Raw genomic sequence first — 15,507 nt, 5'->3', positions numbered from 1 at the left:
TGGGGCTCCAGTCAGGCGAGGGTATGTCCGATGTCGATGCCGCTGCGACGACCGCACCGGGGACGAACGCGGGAGTTCGCGAAACGCTCCGCGAGTGGGTGATCACTGGGGCCGCGCTCACGATCCCGTTTCTCATCACGGTGATGGTGCTCGCGTTCGTGTTGAACTTCGTCAGCGACCTCCTCACGCCGATCGTCGGTGTCGCGAGATATTTCGGGCTCGTCAGCCCGATGGTGGTGATGGCGCGCTCGCTCGGCCTCGGGCCGGAGTTCGGCTCCGTGCTCATCGAACTCGGGACGGTTCTCGTGCTGGTGGCGATCATCCTCGGCGTCGGGATCGTCGCCACCCACACTTCTTCCGACCGCGAGTTCTCGAAGCTCTTTCACACCGCAATGGAAGCGATTCCGGGGGTTGGATCGGTCTACACCAGCTTCCGGCGGATGAGCGACGTGTTGATCGAGAGCGACACGTCGAGCTTTCAGGAGGTGAAGCTCATCGAGTTCCCGAACGAAGGGACCTACTCCTTCGCGTTCGTGACCGCCGAACCGCCCGCCTCGGTCGACGATGCCGCACGCCACGACGACCTCCGAACGCTGTTCATGCCGCTCGCGCCGAACCCCGTGATGGGAGGGTTCCTGATCCACGTCCCAGCGGAGCAGATCTACGACGTGGATCTCACTGTCGAGGAGGCCGTCAGCGCGATCGTCACCAGCGGCGTCGCGATCGGCGACACCGACGACGCGACGAGTCTCTCGGCCGACGAACTCGCCGCGCTCGGGCGGTACGGCGGTGCCGGGCCTGCCAGTTCGGAGAGCACCGAACCGACCGAGCCCACCGATACCGAGGAGGCGATCGTGGGTGCGACGGACGGTGCCGAACCGGCGATCAGCAAGACTAACGACGGAACGGCCCGGAACGAGGAGTCGTGACGTTCGAACTCCGGGAACACACGGCCGACGTCGCGGTCGCCGCCGACGGCTCTAGCCTCGACGGAGCCTTCGCGGCGGTCGCCGACGGACTGGCGGCGGCGATGTGCGAGTCGGTTCCGGCGGACGGCGCGCGTTTCGATCTCACCGCGTCGGCCGAAAACCGGGAGGCGCTGCTCTACGAGTACCTCGCGGAACTCATCTACCAACGCGACGTGAGGGGCGTTCTGCCGGTCGACAACCAGGCGACGATCCGACACGACGGCGGTGCGCAAGAGGCGGACGCCTGGCAGCTCGACGCGAGCGCACGTGGCGTCCCGCTCGAAACCGTCGACGCGCGGGAGGTGAAGGCAGTCACGTACTCCGAAATGCGCATCGAACGGACCGCCGACGGCTGGCGAGCCTACGTCGTGTTCGACGTGTAGTGTGAGCCGAGCGGCCCGGGAGACGAAACCCTCTCGGGCAACGCCGGAGTAGGCCTCGGTATGGACACCTACGACGCCGACGGGATCACGCTCGAACGAGTGGAGGAGTACGTCTGGGAGATCCCCCAAGAAGGGGAGATGAACGCGCCCGCACGGGTGCTCGCGAGCGAGGCGCTGCTGGACGAGATTTCGGACGACATGACGCTCGAACAGCTCAAGAACTCGACGCACCTTCCCGGTGTGCAAAAGTACGCGATCTGCATGCCCGACGGCCACCAGGGCTACGGTTTCCCGGTTGGCGGGGTCGCAGGAATCGACGCCGAGAACGGATGTATCTCGCCCGGAGCGGTGGGATTCGACATCAACTGCGGCGTCCGGATGATGACGACGAATCTGACCTACGCAGACGTCGAGGGCCACGAGGAAGAGCTGGTCGAGTCGCTGTTCGCGAACATCCCCTCGGGACTCGGCGGCGGTGGCGTGGTCGAGTCGGGCATCGACACCGTGGAGGCCATCCTCGAACGGGGAATGGACTGGGCGCTCGAAGAGGGCTACGCCGTCGAGGACGACCTCGCACACTGCGAGGACGAGGGTCGCCGACCGGACGCCGATCCAGGCGTGGTCTCACAGAAGGCGAAAGACCGCGGGAAGAACCAGATCGGGAGTCTCGGCTCGGGCAACCACTTCCTCGAAGTCCAGCGCGTGACCGACGTCTTCCGGGAGGACGTGGCGGATGCGTACGGCCTCACCGAGGACCAGATCGTGGTGTTGATCCACTGCGGGAGCCGGGGGCTGGGTCACCAGGTCTGTACCGAGTACACCCGCGAGGTTGAACAGGCCCATCCTGGGCTGCTCGATCGACTCCCGGACAAGGAGCTCGCGGCCGCACCCGCCGGGAGCCAACTCGCCGAGGAGTACTACGGCGCGATGTGTGCCGCGATCAACTACGCGTGGGTCAACCGCCAGCTCATCATGCACCGCACGCGCGAGGTGTTCGAGCGCGTCTTCGATCGCTCGTGGGAAGACATGGAGATGGATCTTCTCTATGACGTCGCGCACAACATCGCGAAGAAAGAGATTCACGATGTGGAGGGGGAGGAACGCGAACTGTACGTCCACCGGAAGGGCGCGACGCGGGCGTTCCCGGCCGGCCATCCGGAAGTCCCGAGCGCGTACCGCGACGTCGGCCAGCCCGTCATCATTCCGGGGAGCATGGGCGCGGGGAGCTACGTCCTCCGTGGCGGCGAGGCGTCGCTCGAAACGACGTTCGGCTCGACGGCCCACGGCGCGGGTCGGACGATGAGTCGGACTCAGGCGAAAAACGAGTTCTGGGGCGAGGACGTCCAGGACGACTTGGAAGAACAGAAGGTGTACGTGAAGGCCCAGAGCGGCGCGACGGTGGCCGAGGAGGCACCGGGCGTCTACAAGGATGTCGACGAGGTGGTGCGGGTCTCCGACGAGTTGGGAATCGGCGACACGGTCGCGCGGACGTTCCCGGTCTGCAACATCAAGGGCTGAACGGCCAATCGCGCTCGGGAACGTCGCCCGCTTCGAGCGTCGGTCGCTGGATTCGCCCGTCACGTTCGGGATCGAGGCCAGTTTCGCGCGCGTACTCCACGACTGCTTCGTACTGGAGTCCGTAGCTCGCAACGACGTCGTCCGGTCCGAACGCCGGAAACAGATCGTCGTTCGCGACGAAGAACTCGGTAGTCGCGATCTCATACGTCGTGTTCGGATCCACCGGAGACCCATCGACGCGCGCCTTTTGAAGCTCGTTCTTCGCATCGTCCCAGACGAGTTCCGCACCGCTCACGTGACTGAAGTGCCAGCGTGGCAGGCCGTCGGCGGCTCTCGCGAGCGCAGCGTGTCGAAGCGTTGCCAGCAGGTCCTTGCCATCGATCGTCAGCACTACGAGATCCGCACCGTACGGCGTGACGCCGACGAGATCGAAGGCCGTCACGTCCCCCGTGAGTGGCGGCTGTCGGCGAAATCCACCACCCGAATTGAGACCAATGGCCGCTCCCGTCCGCCATCGATAGGCATCCACGATCAGATTCCCGATCCTGCTCTCGCCGCGCTTGCAGGCCTGCAGATCGCAGACGATCGGTTCTTCGACAGTACCGACGACCTCCGTGAGTCCCGCTGTGTCCATCCGGTCGCGAAGCGTCGCCGTGATATCCGTATCGAGTGGGCCATCGGTGACTGTGTGATGAGTCGCCCGCGGCCGATCGCCATCGAACGAGACTTCGAGGAGGTATCGACCCGTTCCGCCTGGCCGACAGACGAGCGTCCCATCGATGCGTTCGACCAGCGCCTCGTGATCGTGGCCGCCGAGCACGACGTCCACATTCACCATCCGGGCGAGTTCGGTGTCGTCGCCGAGGTGAGAAATCACGACGATCCGATCGACGTTCTCGTCCTGGAGCGCATCGACGCCCGTCTCGACCGCCTGAATCGCGTCAGTGAACCGAACGTCGGCTGCGTTCGGATTGATCGTGGCGGTCTCAGGGTGAGTGACGCCGACGATACCGACCCGACGATCCCCTGCCTCGACGACGGTCCACGGGATGGCACCCTCGGCTGCCGCGAACCGTTCGCCGTTCTGGAAGGCGTTCGCACACACCCACGGCTGTGGCGAGTCGTCGACGACCGACAGCAAGGCGTCCGAGCCGTGGTCGAAGTCGTGGTTACCGAAGGTGTCAACGTCGGGATCGACCGCCTGGAAGAAATCGAGCGCCTGTCGTCCCTGCGTCACGAGCGAGAGCACGCCGGGTCCGGTGTTGTCGCCGGCTCCCGTGACCACCGTCTCCTCGTCACGCAGGTGGTCGACGAGACCGGCGAGTCGCCCGATCCGTTCGGGATCGTCGTAGGCGTTCTCGATATCGGCGTAATGGAGGAGACGAAGCGACACACCGGGGGAGACAGCAGCGGCGAACAAAGGCGTTCGGGCTACCGAAGAAAATCGAACGAAACGTCGGCCGGCGTCGTGCGCGCGTCGACCTCGCGGCCCAACTCGTATTTCACGAAGTTCAGATAGAACACCTCGCCGCAGCCCTCACCGTCGGTTTCGCTCGCCCCGCAGACGATCTCGACGCCGTCGCTTTCCTCGAACTCCTCGTACGGGGCGGCGTACTCCCAGTCGTCGAGCCCGAACGGCGTGACCGATTTGTCAGCGAGAGAAGCGTTGCGGTCGAGGGTGACGACCGCATCGCAGCGCGGGCAGGTGTACCGGACGGCGACCATATTGGCTGGTGGGACCGATCGCATATAGCTCCGGTGTCCCCGGCAGTAGTGGTGTGGTGGTGGTGGTGCGGTGGTAGCGGTGTGGTGGCGGTGCGGCGGCGGTTCCTGGTGGATGAAGGGCGAGGCCCGCGGAGCGGGCCGAGGGCTTCGGCGGTGCGGTAGTAGTTGCGGAAAGCGCCAGTGATTTCACCGCGAGTGAGCGGAGCGAACGAGCGGGTGTTTTTGGTCCAGATTTTTGCGAGGAGTGGTGGGGGGGCGGGGGGCGGAGCCCCCCGCGGCCGCCCCCCCCCCGCCGGGGTGGGGGCGGGGGGTGTGGTTTTTTTTTTTTTTTTTGGTGGGGGGGGGCGGCCCCCCCCCCCCCCCCCCCCGACGAAGTAAAAAGGTGGAGGGGAAGGGCTTTCACCGCGACCCGACACATGGGGGGTATGATCGACGAGACGGTCGAGGAGATCCGAGAGATGCGGACCCACTCCTCCTCTGTGGTCGCCGTCAAGGCCGCCCACGCGCTCGAAACGCTGACCGAGCGGGAGTTCCGGAGCCTCGACGACTATCTCCGGGACGTCGAGCGCAACGCGACCGCACTCCGCCAGGCCAATCCCTCTCACGCCTCGCTCCAGAACACACAGCGCGAGATCGTCGACAGCGTAATGGACGCGGATCCCGCGGACATCGACGCCGCGAAAGCCCGCACCAGCGAGGCGATCCGCACCGTGATCGAGCGGGTCGAGATGGCCAAACGTCGGGCCGCGGAGTACGGCGCAGCCGCGATCGAGGACGGGATGACCGTCTTGACCCACGATTACTCCTCCACAGTGTTGGAGGCGATCGAGCTCGCGGCGCGCGACGGGGCCGCGATCGAAGTGTACGTGACCGAGGCGCGTCCGCGCTATCTCGGGCGCAAAAGCGCGCGCACCCTCGCGGGGATCGACCGGGTCGAGCCACATCTGATCGTCGACAGCGCCTGTGGCCACTTCCTCTCCGAGTGCGACCGCGCTCTCTTCGGGATGGACTGCATCGTCGGTGACACCCTCTACAACCGGGTCGGGACCTTCCCGATCGCCGCGACCGCCGCGGCCTGTGACGTCCCCGTCACCGTGATCGGTTCGGGGGCGAAGATCATCGACGACGGGTTCGTCTTCGAGAACGAGTTCCGATCGAGCAGTGAAGTGATGCGCGAACCGGCCGAGGGGTTTCGGCTCGAAAACCCCGCTTACGACGCGACACCCACCGAGCTGCTCGATTCGGTCATCACCGACGAGGGGATGGGCGCGCTCGACTGACTACGCGATCGCGAGCCGGGCGGGCCGACGAGCGATGACTGCGCCACACTCGGGGCAGATGTAGGCGGCGCGGTCGCGATCGTCGTCGGTCGTGTGTTCGACGCGCCAGTCGCCATCGATCGTGCTCTCGTGGCCGCAGTCCGGGCAGTACAACGTCGTTTTTCTCCGGGTGCCGCCGTCCGGCGGTGGCCGGCGTTCCGATCGGGTCATGACCGACGGTACGGCTGCGACGAATATACGTCTGGCGAAGAGTTCCCTCAGATGAACTATTTCGCCAATCAATGGGGCAGAATGGTGAACGGAATCGAGCGATCGGTGCGGTGCGTGCCGGGGCGGTGCGTGTCGGGGCGGCGCGCTATCTGAACATCTGGTCGTCGTAGCGGTGGTCTTCGGTCGATTCGACGTGTTCGGCGAGGCTCTCGTAGTGCTGGCGGACCTCCTCCGCGAACGAGCGCAGTGGGCCGGCGTCGACACCGAGATCGTAGATCGCGTCGGCGGTTTCGAGCAGTCTCGCGGCGGCCTCGGCGTCGGGTGCGAGCGGATGCACGGGCGTCGTGAGCACGCAGGCGTCGAGCGACGAGTCGATGCCACGGGCCATGAGCGTCCCGTTGATACCATCGAGGAAGCCGTTGCCCATCGGCTGGGCGTCGACGCCGTCGAGCCGTCGCTCGCGGTACGCCTCGGTGGCGACGTAGAACGACCGGTGTTCGTCGGGCCCGTGGGCCATCGGCACCCCCGAGAGCACCGTGGTCTCCGTAACCCCGTTCGCCTCCGTCCATTCGAGAACCGACTCGGCCAGCGCGGCGGCGGCCGGCAGCGGGACGAACAGCTCACCGACCAACACCGTGAGATCGAGATCGGGGCGGGAGAACAGGCGGGTGTGGTGACGCGCTACGCCGTCGGAAAACGGGGTGATCGCCGGAAGTCGATCGGCGGTGATGTGGCCCGTCTGTTCGAGATCGAGCTGATCGACCAGCGAGTCGGCGGCGGTGAGGCCGGCCATTCCGAACTCCGCGAAGCCCGCGAGCAGCGTCTCCGGTGGCTCCGCGTCGTGGACCACGTCGAACGTCGCGTCGGGACTGGTCCGGGTCGTTTCGGCCATGCTTCGATCCACGACCGGCGGGTGCTTAGTCGTTTCCTGGTCGATAGCCGCGCCATGAATCGCGATTTTGGGGGTGGACGCGGTCGCGGGGCAGTGGTGGCGGTGCGGTTGCGGTACCTGGCGGATGAAGGTCGAGGCGCTCGCGGCTTCGCCGCTCGCTCGTTCCGAGGTCGTTCGAGAGGCGCGGAGCGCTCCTCGTGATGACGAGACGCCGAAGGCACCTCGAACCATGCTCGCTTCGCTTGCACCTCGCGGCCGAGGGCTTCGGCGGTGCGGAGGCGGTTGCCGTGTGGTCGCGGTAAGCGCTAGTGGCTCCACCGCGAGCGACCGGAGGGAGCGAGCGGGGGTTTTTGATCCACATTTTTGCGAGGGGTTGAGCGCCCGAGCGGAGCGAGGGCGCGACGCCCCGAAGTAAAAAGGTGGGTCGGAATCCTTTTTCCCGCCGCCGGTGAGCGAAGCGTATGGAGTCGGCACGCGTGGCGTGGGGCGTCACGCAGGCATTGCAGGTCGGCACGCAACCGAACGGCACGCCCGAGAACGGAACCATAGAGAACAGTACCGGCGAGGTCGTCGAGACCGCGACTCGGGTGCTGCCCGAGTGGCTTCCCCAGTGGACGGTGCAGGTAGGGCTGGCGCTGTTGGTGCTCGGGATCGCGTGGTACGGGTCGAAACTCTTCGTCAGACTGATCGGCCGTCGTGTTGCGCGGCGCTTCCGCCGACCCAGCGTCACCCGGGCAGTACTCCGCACGATCCGCGTCGTCGTCATGTTCTTTGGGGTGCTCACGGCGGCGGCGATCCTCGGGGTCGGTCTCAGCAACATTCTGCTGTCGGTGACGGTGCTCACAGCCGCGACTGCCGTCGTGATCTCACCGATTCTCGGCAGCATCATCAGCGGCCTGTTCGTGCTCTCCGATCAGTCGTACGAGATCGGCGACATGATCGAACTCACCGACACTGACGATACTATCCGTGGCTTCGTCGAGGACATCACTTTCCAGTACACCAAGATATTCACCCTCGACAACACTTTCTTGGTGATCCCGAACGGAACGATCCGCGACCGCGACGTCATCAACTACTCCGCCGAAGACCCGCGAACGAGGCTCTCGCTCGATATTCTCGTGACCTACGAGGGCGACCTCGCACAAGCTCGGGATCTGATCGAGCGCGCGGCGCGGGACGTCGACACCGTGATCCGGGGCGGACCGGACATCCGGATCGGCAGCGCGCGCTATCCCGCTGCACCGACGTGTTACATCAACGAGTACGCCGACAGCGGCGTGCTTCTGACGCTGCGGTACTGGGTCCGGGAGCCGTACAAACTCCTGACTGTGCGTTCGGCGGTGCAGGAAAACGTCTGGGAGCGACTCGACGGAACCGACGTCGAGTTCGCCTATCCGCACACGAAGGTCGTTTTCGACGATTCCAATGGCCCGTCCACACCGCGCGACGGCCCACAGTTCGACTACCGGCGAAGGTGAGAGGGAGCTGACTTATCCGGAGCGCGGCGCGGCGACGACGTGACAGTCGAGCTGGTCGCCAAGATACTGCGCGACGTCCGGCTCGTCGGTGATCCGGCGAACCATCCGTCGCCACCGACCGGCCTGCTTTCGACCGATCACGACCACGTCGGCGTCCTCGGTGGCGACTTCGTCGAGGATGGTCTCCTCGACGAGAAAGCCGGTGCGGACGGCGTACCGCGTCCGGTCGAGCGGACCGAACGTCGCTTCGACCGCGTGCTTGAGATCGGCCTGCGTGACCCGCTGATTCGACTGATAGAGATCGACGTGGAGCACCGAGAGGGCAGCGTCGCGTTCGTCGGCGACCGCGATCGCGGTTTCGAGCGTGCGCCGGGAGTGTTCGCTCAGCGGATACCGGACGGGCACGACGACCTGCGTCATCGATTGCTCGTAGCGGAGCGAGTCGCCTGAAGCTTTTCATTTCTCTATCGTGTCGGTGCGCGTCGAGCGACCGATCGCAGCAACCTCAGTGCACTGGACCCAGTACGCACTTGTCCGGCGCGGCCCACCGTCGATCATGGACGCGAAAACGACCGCCGACGGCCGACGGCTCTACGTCGACCACGAGGCGGCCGAACGCGGGTCGAAAGGGCCGTTTTTCGTGGCGTACACGAGCGAGACCGACGACTCGCGGTGGGGGTACTACTGCGCGAACTGCGGCGCGTTCGACAACGCGATGGATGCGATGGGCCGACTCAAATGCAACGTGTGCGCCAACATCAAGAAACCGGACGAGTGGGACGCAGCCCACGAGTAGCGAACGAACTAGAGAGTACATTGGGGGAGGAACACTTATTGCGTGACGTGTTGTATCCTCCGACGAATGGGGGTTGTTACCACGCCACCGACCGAAGCGGCCCGATCGATCTTCACCGATCTCGGCTACACCGTCTCCGGAAGCGGCTGCGAGTTCAGCGCCGAGCGAAAGTGGCGCGTCGTCGACGTTACTGCCGCCGACGAGTCGACGGAACTGCCCGAGTCGGGCGATCTGCGGTGTTTCGTCGCCCGAGAGGACACCGCACGTGACCTCCGCGAGCGACTGCTCGCGACCAAACCCGACTACGACTGGGCGGTCATCGGTGTCGATACTGCCGGCGAGTACGAGGTGCTCCACCCCTCGCTCGGCCCCGCACTCGTCGCCTGAGGCTGTCGGGCTACAACAGCACCGCCGGGCTACAGCCCGCGTCGCACCGCAGCGAGCCCGGCGTCGGGATCGATATCGGCATCCTGGGCCGCGAGCGCGTCGCCGAGTGCCGCCACGAGCGCGAGGACGTTCGCCGGCCGTGCGGAGTGGCCCATACACCCCACTCGAAGCACGTCGCCAGCGAGATCGCCGAGCCCGCCCGCGACCTCGATCCCGTGCTCGGAGAGCAGGTGATCGATGACTGCCGTGTCGTCGACGCCGTCGGGAAGGGCGACGGTGTTCAGGCTCGGAAGCCACGACTCGCTCGCGAGCCCGAGCCCCATCGCTTCGACGCCGTCCCGCAGCGCACCCGCGACCCGCTCGTGGCGCTCCCAGCGTGCTTCGATCCCCTCTTCTGCCACCAGTCGAAGCGCCTCGCGGAGCGCGTAGACGTTGGTGATCGGCGCGGTGTGGTGGTACGCACGCTCCTCGCCCCAGTAGTCCGCGAGCAGGGAGAGGTCGAGATACCACGATCGAACCGGGGCGTCGCGGCTCGTGACCTTCTCGACCGCGCGTTCGGAGAGAGTGAGCGGGCTCGCGCCCGGCGGCGCGGAGAGGCACTTCTGGGTGGCCGAGTACGCCGCGTCGATCCCCCACTCGTCGACCCGAAGCTCGACCCCGCCGAGCGACGTCACCGTGTCCGCGATCGTGAGCGCGCCGTGGTCGTGGGCGATCTCGGTGAGCGCCGGCACGTCGGGCTGAAGCACGCCGGTGCTGGTCTCGGCGTGGACGAACCCCACCACGTCGGGATCGTGGGTCTCGCACGCCGCGGCGACGTCGTCCGGATCGAGCGGTGCACCCCACGGCGCACTGACCCGTTCGACCGTCCCGCCGGCCCGACGGACCATCGACGCCATCCGATCACCGAAGTAGCCGTTGTCCGGAACCAGAACCGTGTCGTCGGGCTCGGTGAGGTTCGCGATCGCGCTCTCCATCGCGGCCGATCCCGTGCCGCTCACCGGGATGGTGAACTCGTTGTCGGTCCGAAAGGTGTATCGAAGCAGCTCCTGAACCTCGTCCATCAGATCGACGAAGGCCGGGTCGAGATGGCCGACCAGGGGCGTGCTCATCGCTCGCCGCACGCGCGGGTGGACCTCACTCGGACCGGGTCCCATCAACGTTCGATCCGGTGGCGTGAGTTCACCGGCTTCGGGCGGCTCCATACCGCTGTCCGGGGGGCTTCGGGCAAAAGGATGGGGGAATCGGCACGACTCGTTCTCCAGGACTGTCGATGGACGACCGAGCGCGGGGCGGGAGTGCGTCGCGTACCCACGAGTAATTTAATACTGTTGGCACTCTTCGTCGAACCATGTTCGTCGGCCACGGACTGCTGGCGTTCGCATTCGTCGCAGCGGGTGCGCGCTGGACCGGGCAATCGCGCGAGCACGCGCTCGCGCTCGCCATAGCGGCCGGCGCGTTCGCTACTCTGCCCGATGTCGACATCCTCTATGCGCCGATCGGCCTGGTGACCTCTGGCGCGCTCGGCGTCGAGGGGTTCTGGGCCGCCGGCAACGTCGTCCACCGTGCGGTCACCCACTCTCTCGTCGTCGCGCCGATCGCGGCGATCGCGTTTCGCTACTGGAGCCGGGCGGAGCGATCGACGGCCGCACCGGCGGTGGACGCGGCGCGAGCCTCGGACTGGTCGACGGCTGTGACTGCCGATCGTGCTGTGGCTGTCGTGCTCCTCGCAGGCCTCACCGTGGTTTCCGGGGTCGTCAGCGGTCCGCTCGGCGCGTTCGTCATGGTCGTGTTCGGCCTCGTGGGCTGTGGCGTGACGACGGTGGCGGTTCGACGTGGCGACCTCTCCCCGAAAGCAGTGCTGCTCGTTGCGGCGTTCGGGCTGGCGAGCCACCCGTTCGGTGATCTGGTCACCGGCGGGCCGCCGCAGTTGCTCTACCCGTTCGACCTCGGCCTGTTGACCCAGCGTATCAGCCTCGCCGCCGACCCGACGCTGCATCTGTTCGGCGCGTTCTGGCTCGAACTCGCCACGCTCTGGCTCGCACTCGTGGTCTACACCACACTCACCGACCGCCGGGTACGGGACGCGATTCACGGCCGGGCGGCGCTCGGTGTGGCCTACGCGGCGGCCGTGCTCGCCGTTCCCGCACCGACGCTCGCATCGTCGTACGAGTTCGTCTTCAGCGTACTCGCGGTCGGAATCGTCGGTCCCGTGCCGCTCGTGCGACGGCGGTGGCGCGCGTGGCGACGGACACACCGACCAGCCAGCGAGTACGGTGCGCTCACGGCGGCGCTCACCGGCCTCACGGCGATCACGCTCGCGTCGGTCGGCTATGCGATCGCCTACGCCGTGCTCTGAGGACGGCAGTCTTTATCCCCCGGGCGACGAACGAGGGGCTATGTCGCGGGCGGACATCGGTCGAATCGTCGAAAGCGAGCGCTCGAACGCGAGACTCGGGTGGGTGCTGATCGCGTTCATCGCGGTGGTCGCGGCAGCGAACCTGCTTGAGGGCGATCTCCTCGGAGCAGGGTTCGCGGCGAGCATCGTGGCTCTCGTTTCGTTTCCCTCGATCGCGTTCGGCTCCCCACGAGCGATGTTGCCGTGGGAGGTGCTCGCGGTCGTCACGCTGCCGATGATCGGCCGTACGATCGCCCCGCCGATGATCGCCGAAGTCGCCACGTACCTCGGCGTGGCAGCGATCGCACTGGTGATCGCGGTCGAGCTCCATCTCTTTACGACCGTCGAGATGAGCTACCGCTTCGCCGTGGTTTTCGTCGTGATCACCACGATCGCGACCGCCGGGATCTGGGCGGTCACGCGCTGGATCGCCGATCTCATCCTCGGCACTGGCTTTCTGGTGTCCGAGGACGCGCTGATGTGGGAGTTCGTCGCCTCGACCGTCGCCGGGATCGGTGCTGGGATCGTTTTCGAGTGGTACGTTCGCCGGCGGCTCGACCCCGCGCGGTTCGCCGGAGGCGTCGAATGAACCTTCGCGATCGAATCGGGATCACCGAGCGCCGCCAGCGCCAGGTCACGTGGGCGATGGAGGTCGGACTGATCGGGATGTTCTTCATCGGGCTCGATCGCGGGACCACGGGGATCGTGATCAACACCGGCATCGCGTTGCTCGTGACCCGGCTCCCTTCGGTGCTCGAACGCGACTACGAGATTCCGATGGATCCGGGGCTCACCCTCTGGATCACGAGCGCGGTGTTCCTCCATGCGTTCGGGACCGTCGGTTTGCCGGGATCGCCGCTCACGCCTTACCAGTCGGTGTGGTGGTACGACCACCTCACTCACGGGCTGTCGGCGTCGGTGGTTGCGGCGGTGGGCTACGCTGCCGTCCGCGCGCTCGACGTTCACAGCGACGAGGTGTCCTATCCGGCGGAGTTCACGGTCGTGTTCGTCTTCCTGTTCGTGCTCGCGTTCGGCGTGCTCTGGGAGGTGATCGAGTTCACGGTCGCGGAGCTCGCCGCGGTACTCGGGACCGGAAACGTCCTCACCCAGTACGGGCTCGAAGACACGATGCTCGATCTCATTTTCGACACCGTCGGCGCGGCGGTGGTCGCGATTTGGGGTGGTGCACGCCTGAGTGGGGTCGTGACCGCGCTCGCCGATCGCTTCGACGCCGCGAGGCGTAGTACCGAGCGATAGAGGAGGTCATCGACCGCCGGGAGCCGCGGTTTTATGATTCTGCCGGGCGAACCGGGCGACGCACATGGTGTACAAGAAGATCACGCTGATCGGGACGAGCGACGAAGGGTTCGATGCGGCCGTCGACGAGGCCGTCGACCGGGCGGAGGACACCCTCGACAACGTAAAATGGGCCAACGCCGAGAACCTCGGGGTCGAGATCGCGAACGCCGACGGCCGGGAGTATCAGGCCGAGGTCGAGGTCGCGTTCGAGCTCGACGGGTAGTCTGGCGGCGGAGCGGTTGCGGGTGCGGTGCTGTGCGGAGCGGTGGCCGTGAGCGCGCCCGAGCGCGACAGCGCCGGGCGCGCGAGCATGGGGAAGGGCAGGGCCTCAGCGCGTGCGAACGGGCACGAAGCGCCCGTGAGCAGACGCGACAGCGCGGGTCGCGCAATGCGGTCCTGGTGTCCTGACGAGCGGAGCGAGTCAGGGCTTGGAAGAGCTCTGCTCTTCCAGTGGACATGAAAAGGGCGAGGAACCGCCGCCAGGCGTCCGGCCGACCGTAGGGAGGCCGGATGCGCGGGCCGGTGGCCCGCGCAGTTCCGAGGGCTTTCAGGTGCGCCAGTAGGCAGGGGTGAGCAACACGAGCACCGGCAGAATTTCGAGGCGGCCGATCCACATCAGAAACGTCAGCAGGAGCTTCGACGTGGCCGGAAACCCGAGGTAGCTGTTCATCGGGCCAACCACGCCGAAGCCGGGCCCGACGTTGCCGAGGGTTGCGGCGACGGCGCTCATCGACTCGAACGCGGTCACCTGATAGCCGACCCGCCACGCGTCGGCGACCACCAGCATCGTGGCGACGAAAAAGAAGACGAGATACAGCAGGGTGAACGCGTAGATCCCTCTGAGGGCACGTTCGTCGATGACCCGCCCACCGAGTCGGACCGGCGAGACCGCCTCGGGATGCACAGTCGTGAACAGTTCGCGGCGGAGGGATTTGACGATCACCACCCACCGGACGATCTTGATCGCGCCACCGGTCGAGCCCGCGGAGCCACCGACGAACATCGCGAACAGGAGGAGGTATTTGGCCGGCGCGCCCCATGTGTTGAAGTCCATGCTGGCGTAGCCAGTCGTCGTGACGATCGAGACGATCTGGAACGCCGCGTGACGCACCGAATCCTCGAGTGCGCCGACGATCGGCGGGACGGCCGACGGGTTCGCGCTGATCCCGATGCCGGTGAACAGGAGCCCCGCGATCACGGCCGTCAGCACGCCGATGACGCCGGCGTACGACCGAAACTCGGTGTCCCGAAACAGACGCTCGGGTTCGCCGTTCAGCACGTGCCAGAACAGCGCGAAGTTCGTCCCGGCGGCGATCATGAACGGGATGATGACCCACTGGACCGCCGCGGAGAACGCCTCGATCGACCGTGCTTCCGGCGAGAATCCCCCAGTTGGCATCGTCGTGAGCGGATGCGAGACGGCGTTGAAGAGGTCCATGTTGGGGGCGAGCCCACCGAGATGGAGGCCGTAGAGGAGCAGCATCTCCAGGAGCGTGAAGCCGAGATACGCGAGCCAGAGGACGCGCGCGGTCTCGGCGATGCGTGGCGTGAGCTTCTGAATACCGGGGCCCGGCGCTTCGGCGTCCATCAACTGCGCGCCACCGACCGAGAGTTCGGGGAGGATCGCGACCGCGAGCACGACGATCCCCATCCCGCCGAGCCACTGGGTGAGCTGTCGCCAGAGCATGATGGCGTGGGAGTGACGATCGAGCGAGATATCGCCCATCACGGTCGCTCCCGTGGTGGTGAAGCCGCTCATCGACTCGAACAGCGCGTTCGTGGGCTGGGCGAGCGTCGACTCGGTGCCGAGGAAGCCCGCGAGGAGGTAGGGAATCGTCCCGACGATCGCGACCAGAAGCCACGTGAGCGCGACCATCAGGAAGCCCTCGCGCGCGCCGAGGTCGGGGTCGGGATCGACGCGTTCGAGCGCGACGCCGATCGCGACGGTGATGGCGAACGCGGCGGCGAACGTGGGTGCGTCGGCCCCGTAGTACAGACCCACGGCGAGCGGCACGAGCAACACTCCGGAGAGGTATTTGACGACCGTTCCGACGAGGCCGACGCTCGCCCGCCAGTCGACGTGCGACCAGCTCACCGCTCCCACCCCGAGGTCACGTTCGGTCCGGCGACTGTCGATCGGATCAATCTATCGCTCTCGATCCCCACGACCGCC

Annotated in this window: 18 protein-coding genes; 11 read left to right on the top strand and 7 right to left on the bottom strand. The window is 66.5% G+C overall.

The genetic code is table 11. The features are described from left to right. The first annotated feature begins 23 nt into the window (after positions 1-23). Genes PHA81_RS02330 through PHA81_RS02320 form a run of 3 tightly spaced genes read left to right on the top strand, consistent with a single transcriptional unit; the run spans position 24 to position 2,869 of the window. On the top strand, positions 24-929 hold the full coding sequence (locus PHA81_RS02330) for a DUF502 domain-containing protein (RefSeq protein ID WP_005045562.1): 906 nt from the start codon (positions 24-26) through the stop codon (positions 927-929). Beyond that, entirely contained in the window at positions 926-1,351 is a 426-nt protein-coding gene (locus PHA81_RS02325; RefSeq protein WP_005045563.1) for an archease, read from the top strand. The genes PHA81_RS02330 and PHA81_RS02325 overlap by 4 nt, the downstream gene beginning before the upstream one ends. Positions 1,352-1,411: 60 nt before the next feature. Further along, positions 1,412-2,869, top strand: a complete 1,458-nt coding sequence (locus PHA81_RS02320; protein WP_005045564.1) for an RtcB family protein — start codon at positions 1,412-1,414, stop codon at positions 2,867-2,869. Here PHA81_RS02320 and PHA81_RS02315 read toward each other — a convergent pair. Further along, on the bottom strand, positions 2,859-4,262 hold the full coding sequence (locus tag PHA81_RS02315) for a 5'-nucleotidase C-terminal domain-containing protein (RefSeq protein WP_049910364.1): 1,404 nt from the start codon (positions 4,260-4,262) through the stop codon (positions 2,859-2,861). The genes PHA81_RS02320 and PHA81_RS02315 overlap by 11 nt on opposite strands. Positions 4,263-4,300: 38 nt before the next feature. Continuing rightward, entirely contained in the window at positions 4,301-4,594 is a 294-nt protein-coding gene (locus PHA81_RS02310; protein WP_005045566.1) for a hypothetical protein, read from the bottom strand. A 425-nt stretch (positions 4,595-5,019) separates the two neighbouring features. Between PHA81_RS02310 and PHA81_RS02305 the strand changes: the two genes are divergently transcribed. Then, on the top strand, positions 5,020-5,874 hold the full coding sequence (locus PHA81_RS02305) for a translation initiation factor eIF-2B (protein ID WP_273834942.1): 855 nt from the start codon (positions 5,020-5,022) through the stop codon (positions 5,872-5,874). Here PHA81_RS02305 and PHA81_RS02300 read toward each other — a convergent pair whose 3' ends face one another. Further along, positions 5,875-6,348 (bottom strand): phage terminase large subunit family protein, encoded by a 474-nt coding sequence (locus tag PHA81_RS02300; RefSeq protein WP_273834940.1) that lies wholly within the window; start codon positions 6,346-6,348, stop codon positions 5,875-5,877. It lies immediately after the preceding gene. Further along, entirely contained in the window at positions 6,230-6,976 is a 747-nt protein-coding gene (locus tag PHA81_RS02295) for a PAC2 family protein (RefSeq protein WP_005045568.1), read from the bottom strand. Before PHA81_RS02295 ends, PHA81_RS02300 begins: the two co-directional genes overlap by 119 nt. Positions 6,977-7,437: 461 nt before the next feature. Between PHA81_RS02295 and PHA81_RS02290 the strand changes: the two genes are divergently transcribed. Beyond that, positions 7,438-8,457 (top strand): mechanosensitive ion channel family protein, encoded by a 1,020-nt coding sequence (locus PHA81_RS02290; protein WP_005045569.1) that lies wholly within the window; start codon positions 7,438-7,440, stop codon positions 8,455-8,457. 12 nt (positions 8,458-8,469) lie between these two features. Here the strand turns inward: PHA81_RS02290 and PHA81_RS02285 are convergent, their stop codons facing one another. Next, entirely contained in the window at positions 8,470-8,877 is a 408-nt protein-coding gene (locus tag PHA81_RS02285) for a universal stress protein (protein WP_005045570.1), read from the bottom strand. Positions 8,878-9,013: 136 nt separating this feature from the next. On the opposite strand from PHA81_RS02285, the gene PHA81_RS02280 reads away from it, so the two are divergent. Next, positions 9,014-9,253, top strand: coding sequence for a DUF5816 domain-containing protein (locus PHA81_RS02280; RefSeq protein ID WP_005045571.1), 240 nt, complete (start codon positions 9,014-9,016; stop codon positions 9,251-9,253). 66 nt (positions 9,254-9,319) lie between these two features. Further along, positions 9,320-9,640, top strand: a complete 321-nt coding sequence (locus PHA81_RS02275) for a hypothetical protein (protein ID WP_005045572.1) — start codon at positions 9,320-9,322, stop codon at positions 9,638-9,640. Between the two features lie 29 nt (positions 9,641-9,669). On the opposite strand, the gene PHA81_RS02270 is transcribed toward PHA81_RS02275, so the two are convergent. After that, on the bottom strand, positions 9,670-10,842 hold the full coding sequence (locus PHA81_RS02270; protein ID WP_005045573.1) for an alanine--glyoxylate aminotransferase family protein: 1,173 nt from the start codon (positions 10,840-10,842) through the stop codon (positions 9,670-9,672). 146 nt (positions 10,843-10,988) lie between these two features. On the opposite strand from PHA81_RS02270, the gene PHA81_RS02265 reads away from it, so the two are divergent. The 4 genes from PHA81_RS02265 (at position 10,989) to PHA81_RS02250 (ending at position 13,557) form a co-directional block, all read left to right on the top strand. After that, positions 10,989-11,996, top strand: a complete 1,008-nt coding sequence (locus tag PHA81_RS02265; protein WP_005045574.1) for a metal-dependent hydrolase — start codon at positions 10,989-10,991, stop codon at positions 11,994-11,996. 40 nt (positions 11,997-12,036) lie between these two features. After that, on the top strand, positions 12,037-12,624 hold the full coding sequence (locus tag PHA81_RS02260) for a hypothetical protein (protein ID WP_005045575.1): 588 nt from the start codon (positions 12,037-12,039) through the stop codon (positions 12,622-12,624). Beyond that, positions 12,621-13,292 (top strand): hypothetical protein, encoded by a 672-nt coding sequence (locus PHA81_RS02255; protein WP_005045576.1) that lies wholly within the window; start codon positions 12,621-12,623, stop codon positions 13,290-13,292. Before PHA81_RS02260 ends, PHA81_RS02255 begins: the two co-directional genes overlap by 4 nt. Before the next feature lie 64 nt (positions 13,293-13,356). Then, the gene (locus PHA81_RS02250; protein WP_005045578.1) at positions 13,357-13,557 is read left to right on the top strand and encodes a dodecin; all 201 of its coding nucleotides are present in this window, start codon (positions 13,357-13,359) and stop codon (positions 13,555-13,557) included. 324 nt (positions 13,558-13,881) lie between these two features. On the opposite strand, the gene PHA81_RS02245 is transcribed toward PHA81_RS02250, so the two are convergent. Further along, positions 13,882-15,429 carry a TrkH family potassium uptake protein gene (locus PHA81_RS02245; protein WP_049910372.1) on the bottom strand — a complete coding sequence of 516 codons (1,548 nt, stop codon included), beginning with the start codon at positions 15,427-15,429 and terminating at the stop codon, positions 13,882-13,884. Positions 15,430-15,507: the final 78 nt, after the last annotated feature.

The sequence above is a fragment of the Halococcus sp. PRR34 genome (assembly GCF_028617175.1).
GTDB lineage: Archaea > Halobacteriota > Halobacteria > Halobacteriales > Halococcaceae > Halococcus > Halococcus salifodinae.
Note: the sequence above shows the minus strand (reverse complement) of the source record. Positions and strands in the feature narration are given on the sequence as shown.

Bases quoted from the DNA above. Each gene is read 5' to 3' on its own strand.
- PHA81_RS02330 (WP_005045562.1), top strand. From the start codon at position 24: ATGTCCGATGTCGATGCCGCTGCGACGACCGCACCGGGGACGAACGCG.
- PHA81_RS02320 (WP_005045564.1), top strand. From the start codon at position 1,412: ATGGACACCTACGACGCCGACGGGATCACGCTCGAACGAGTGGAGGAG.
- PHA81_RS02310 (WP_005045566.1), bottom strand. From the start codon at position 4,594: ATGGTCGCCGTCCGGTACACCTGCCCGCGCTGCGATGCGGTCGTCACC.
- PHA81_RS02305 (WP_273834942.1), top strand. From the start codon at position 5,020: ATGATCGACGAGACGGTCGAGGAGATCCGAGAGATGCGGACCCACTCC.
- PHA81_RS02295 (WP_005045568.1), bottom strand. From the start codon at position 6,976: ATGGCCGAAACGACCCGGACCAGTCCCGACGCGACGTTCGACGTGGTC.
- PHA81_RS02290 (WP_005045569.1), top strand. From the start codon at position 7,438: ATGGAGTCGGCACGCGTGGCGTGGGGCGTCACGCAGGCATTGCAGGTC.
- PHA81_RS02285 (WP_005045570.1), bottom strand. From the start codon at position 8,877: ATGACGCAGGTCGTCGTGCCCGTCCGGTATCCGCTGAGCGAACACTCC.
- PHA81_RS02280 (WP_005045571.1), top strand. From the start codon at position 9,014: ATGGACGCGAAAACGACCGCCGACGGCCGACGGCTCTACGTCGACCAC.
- PHA81_RS02275 (WP_005045572.1), top strand. From the start codon at position 9,320: ATGGGGGTTGTTACCACGCCACCGACCGAAGCGGCCCGATCGATCTTC.
- PHA81_RS02270 (WP_005045573.1), bottom strand. From the start codon at position 10,842: ATGGAGCCGCCCGAAGCCGGTGAACTCACGCCACCGGATCGAACGTTG.
- PHA81_RS02265 (WP_005045574.1), top strand. From the start codon at position 10,989: ATGTTCGTCGGCCACGGACTGCTGGCGTTCGCATTCGTCGCAGCGGGT.
- PHA81_RS02260 (WP_005045575.1), top strand. From the start codon at position 12,037: ATGTCGCGGGCGGACATCGGTCGAATCGTCGAAAGCGAGCGCTCGAAC.
- PHA81_RS02255 (WP_005045576.1), top strand. From the start codon at position 12,621: ATGAACCTTCGCGATCGAATCGGGATCACCGAGCGCCGCCAGCGCCAG.
- PHA81_RS02250 (WP_005045578.1), top strand. From the start codon at position 13,357: ATGGTGTACAAGAAGATCACGCTGATCGGGACGAGCGACGAAGGGTTC.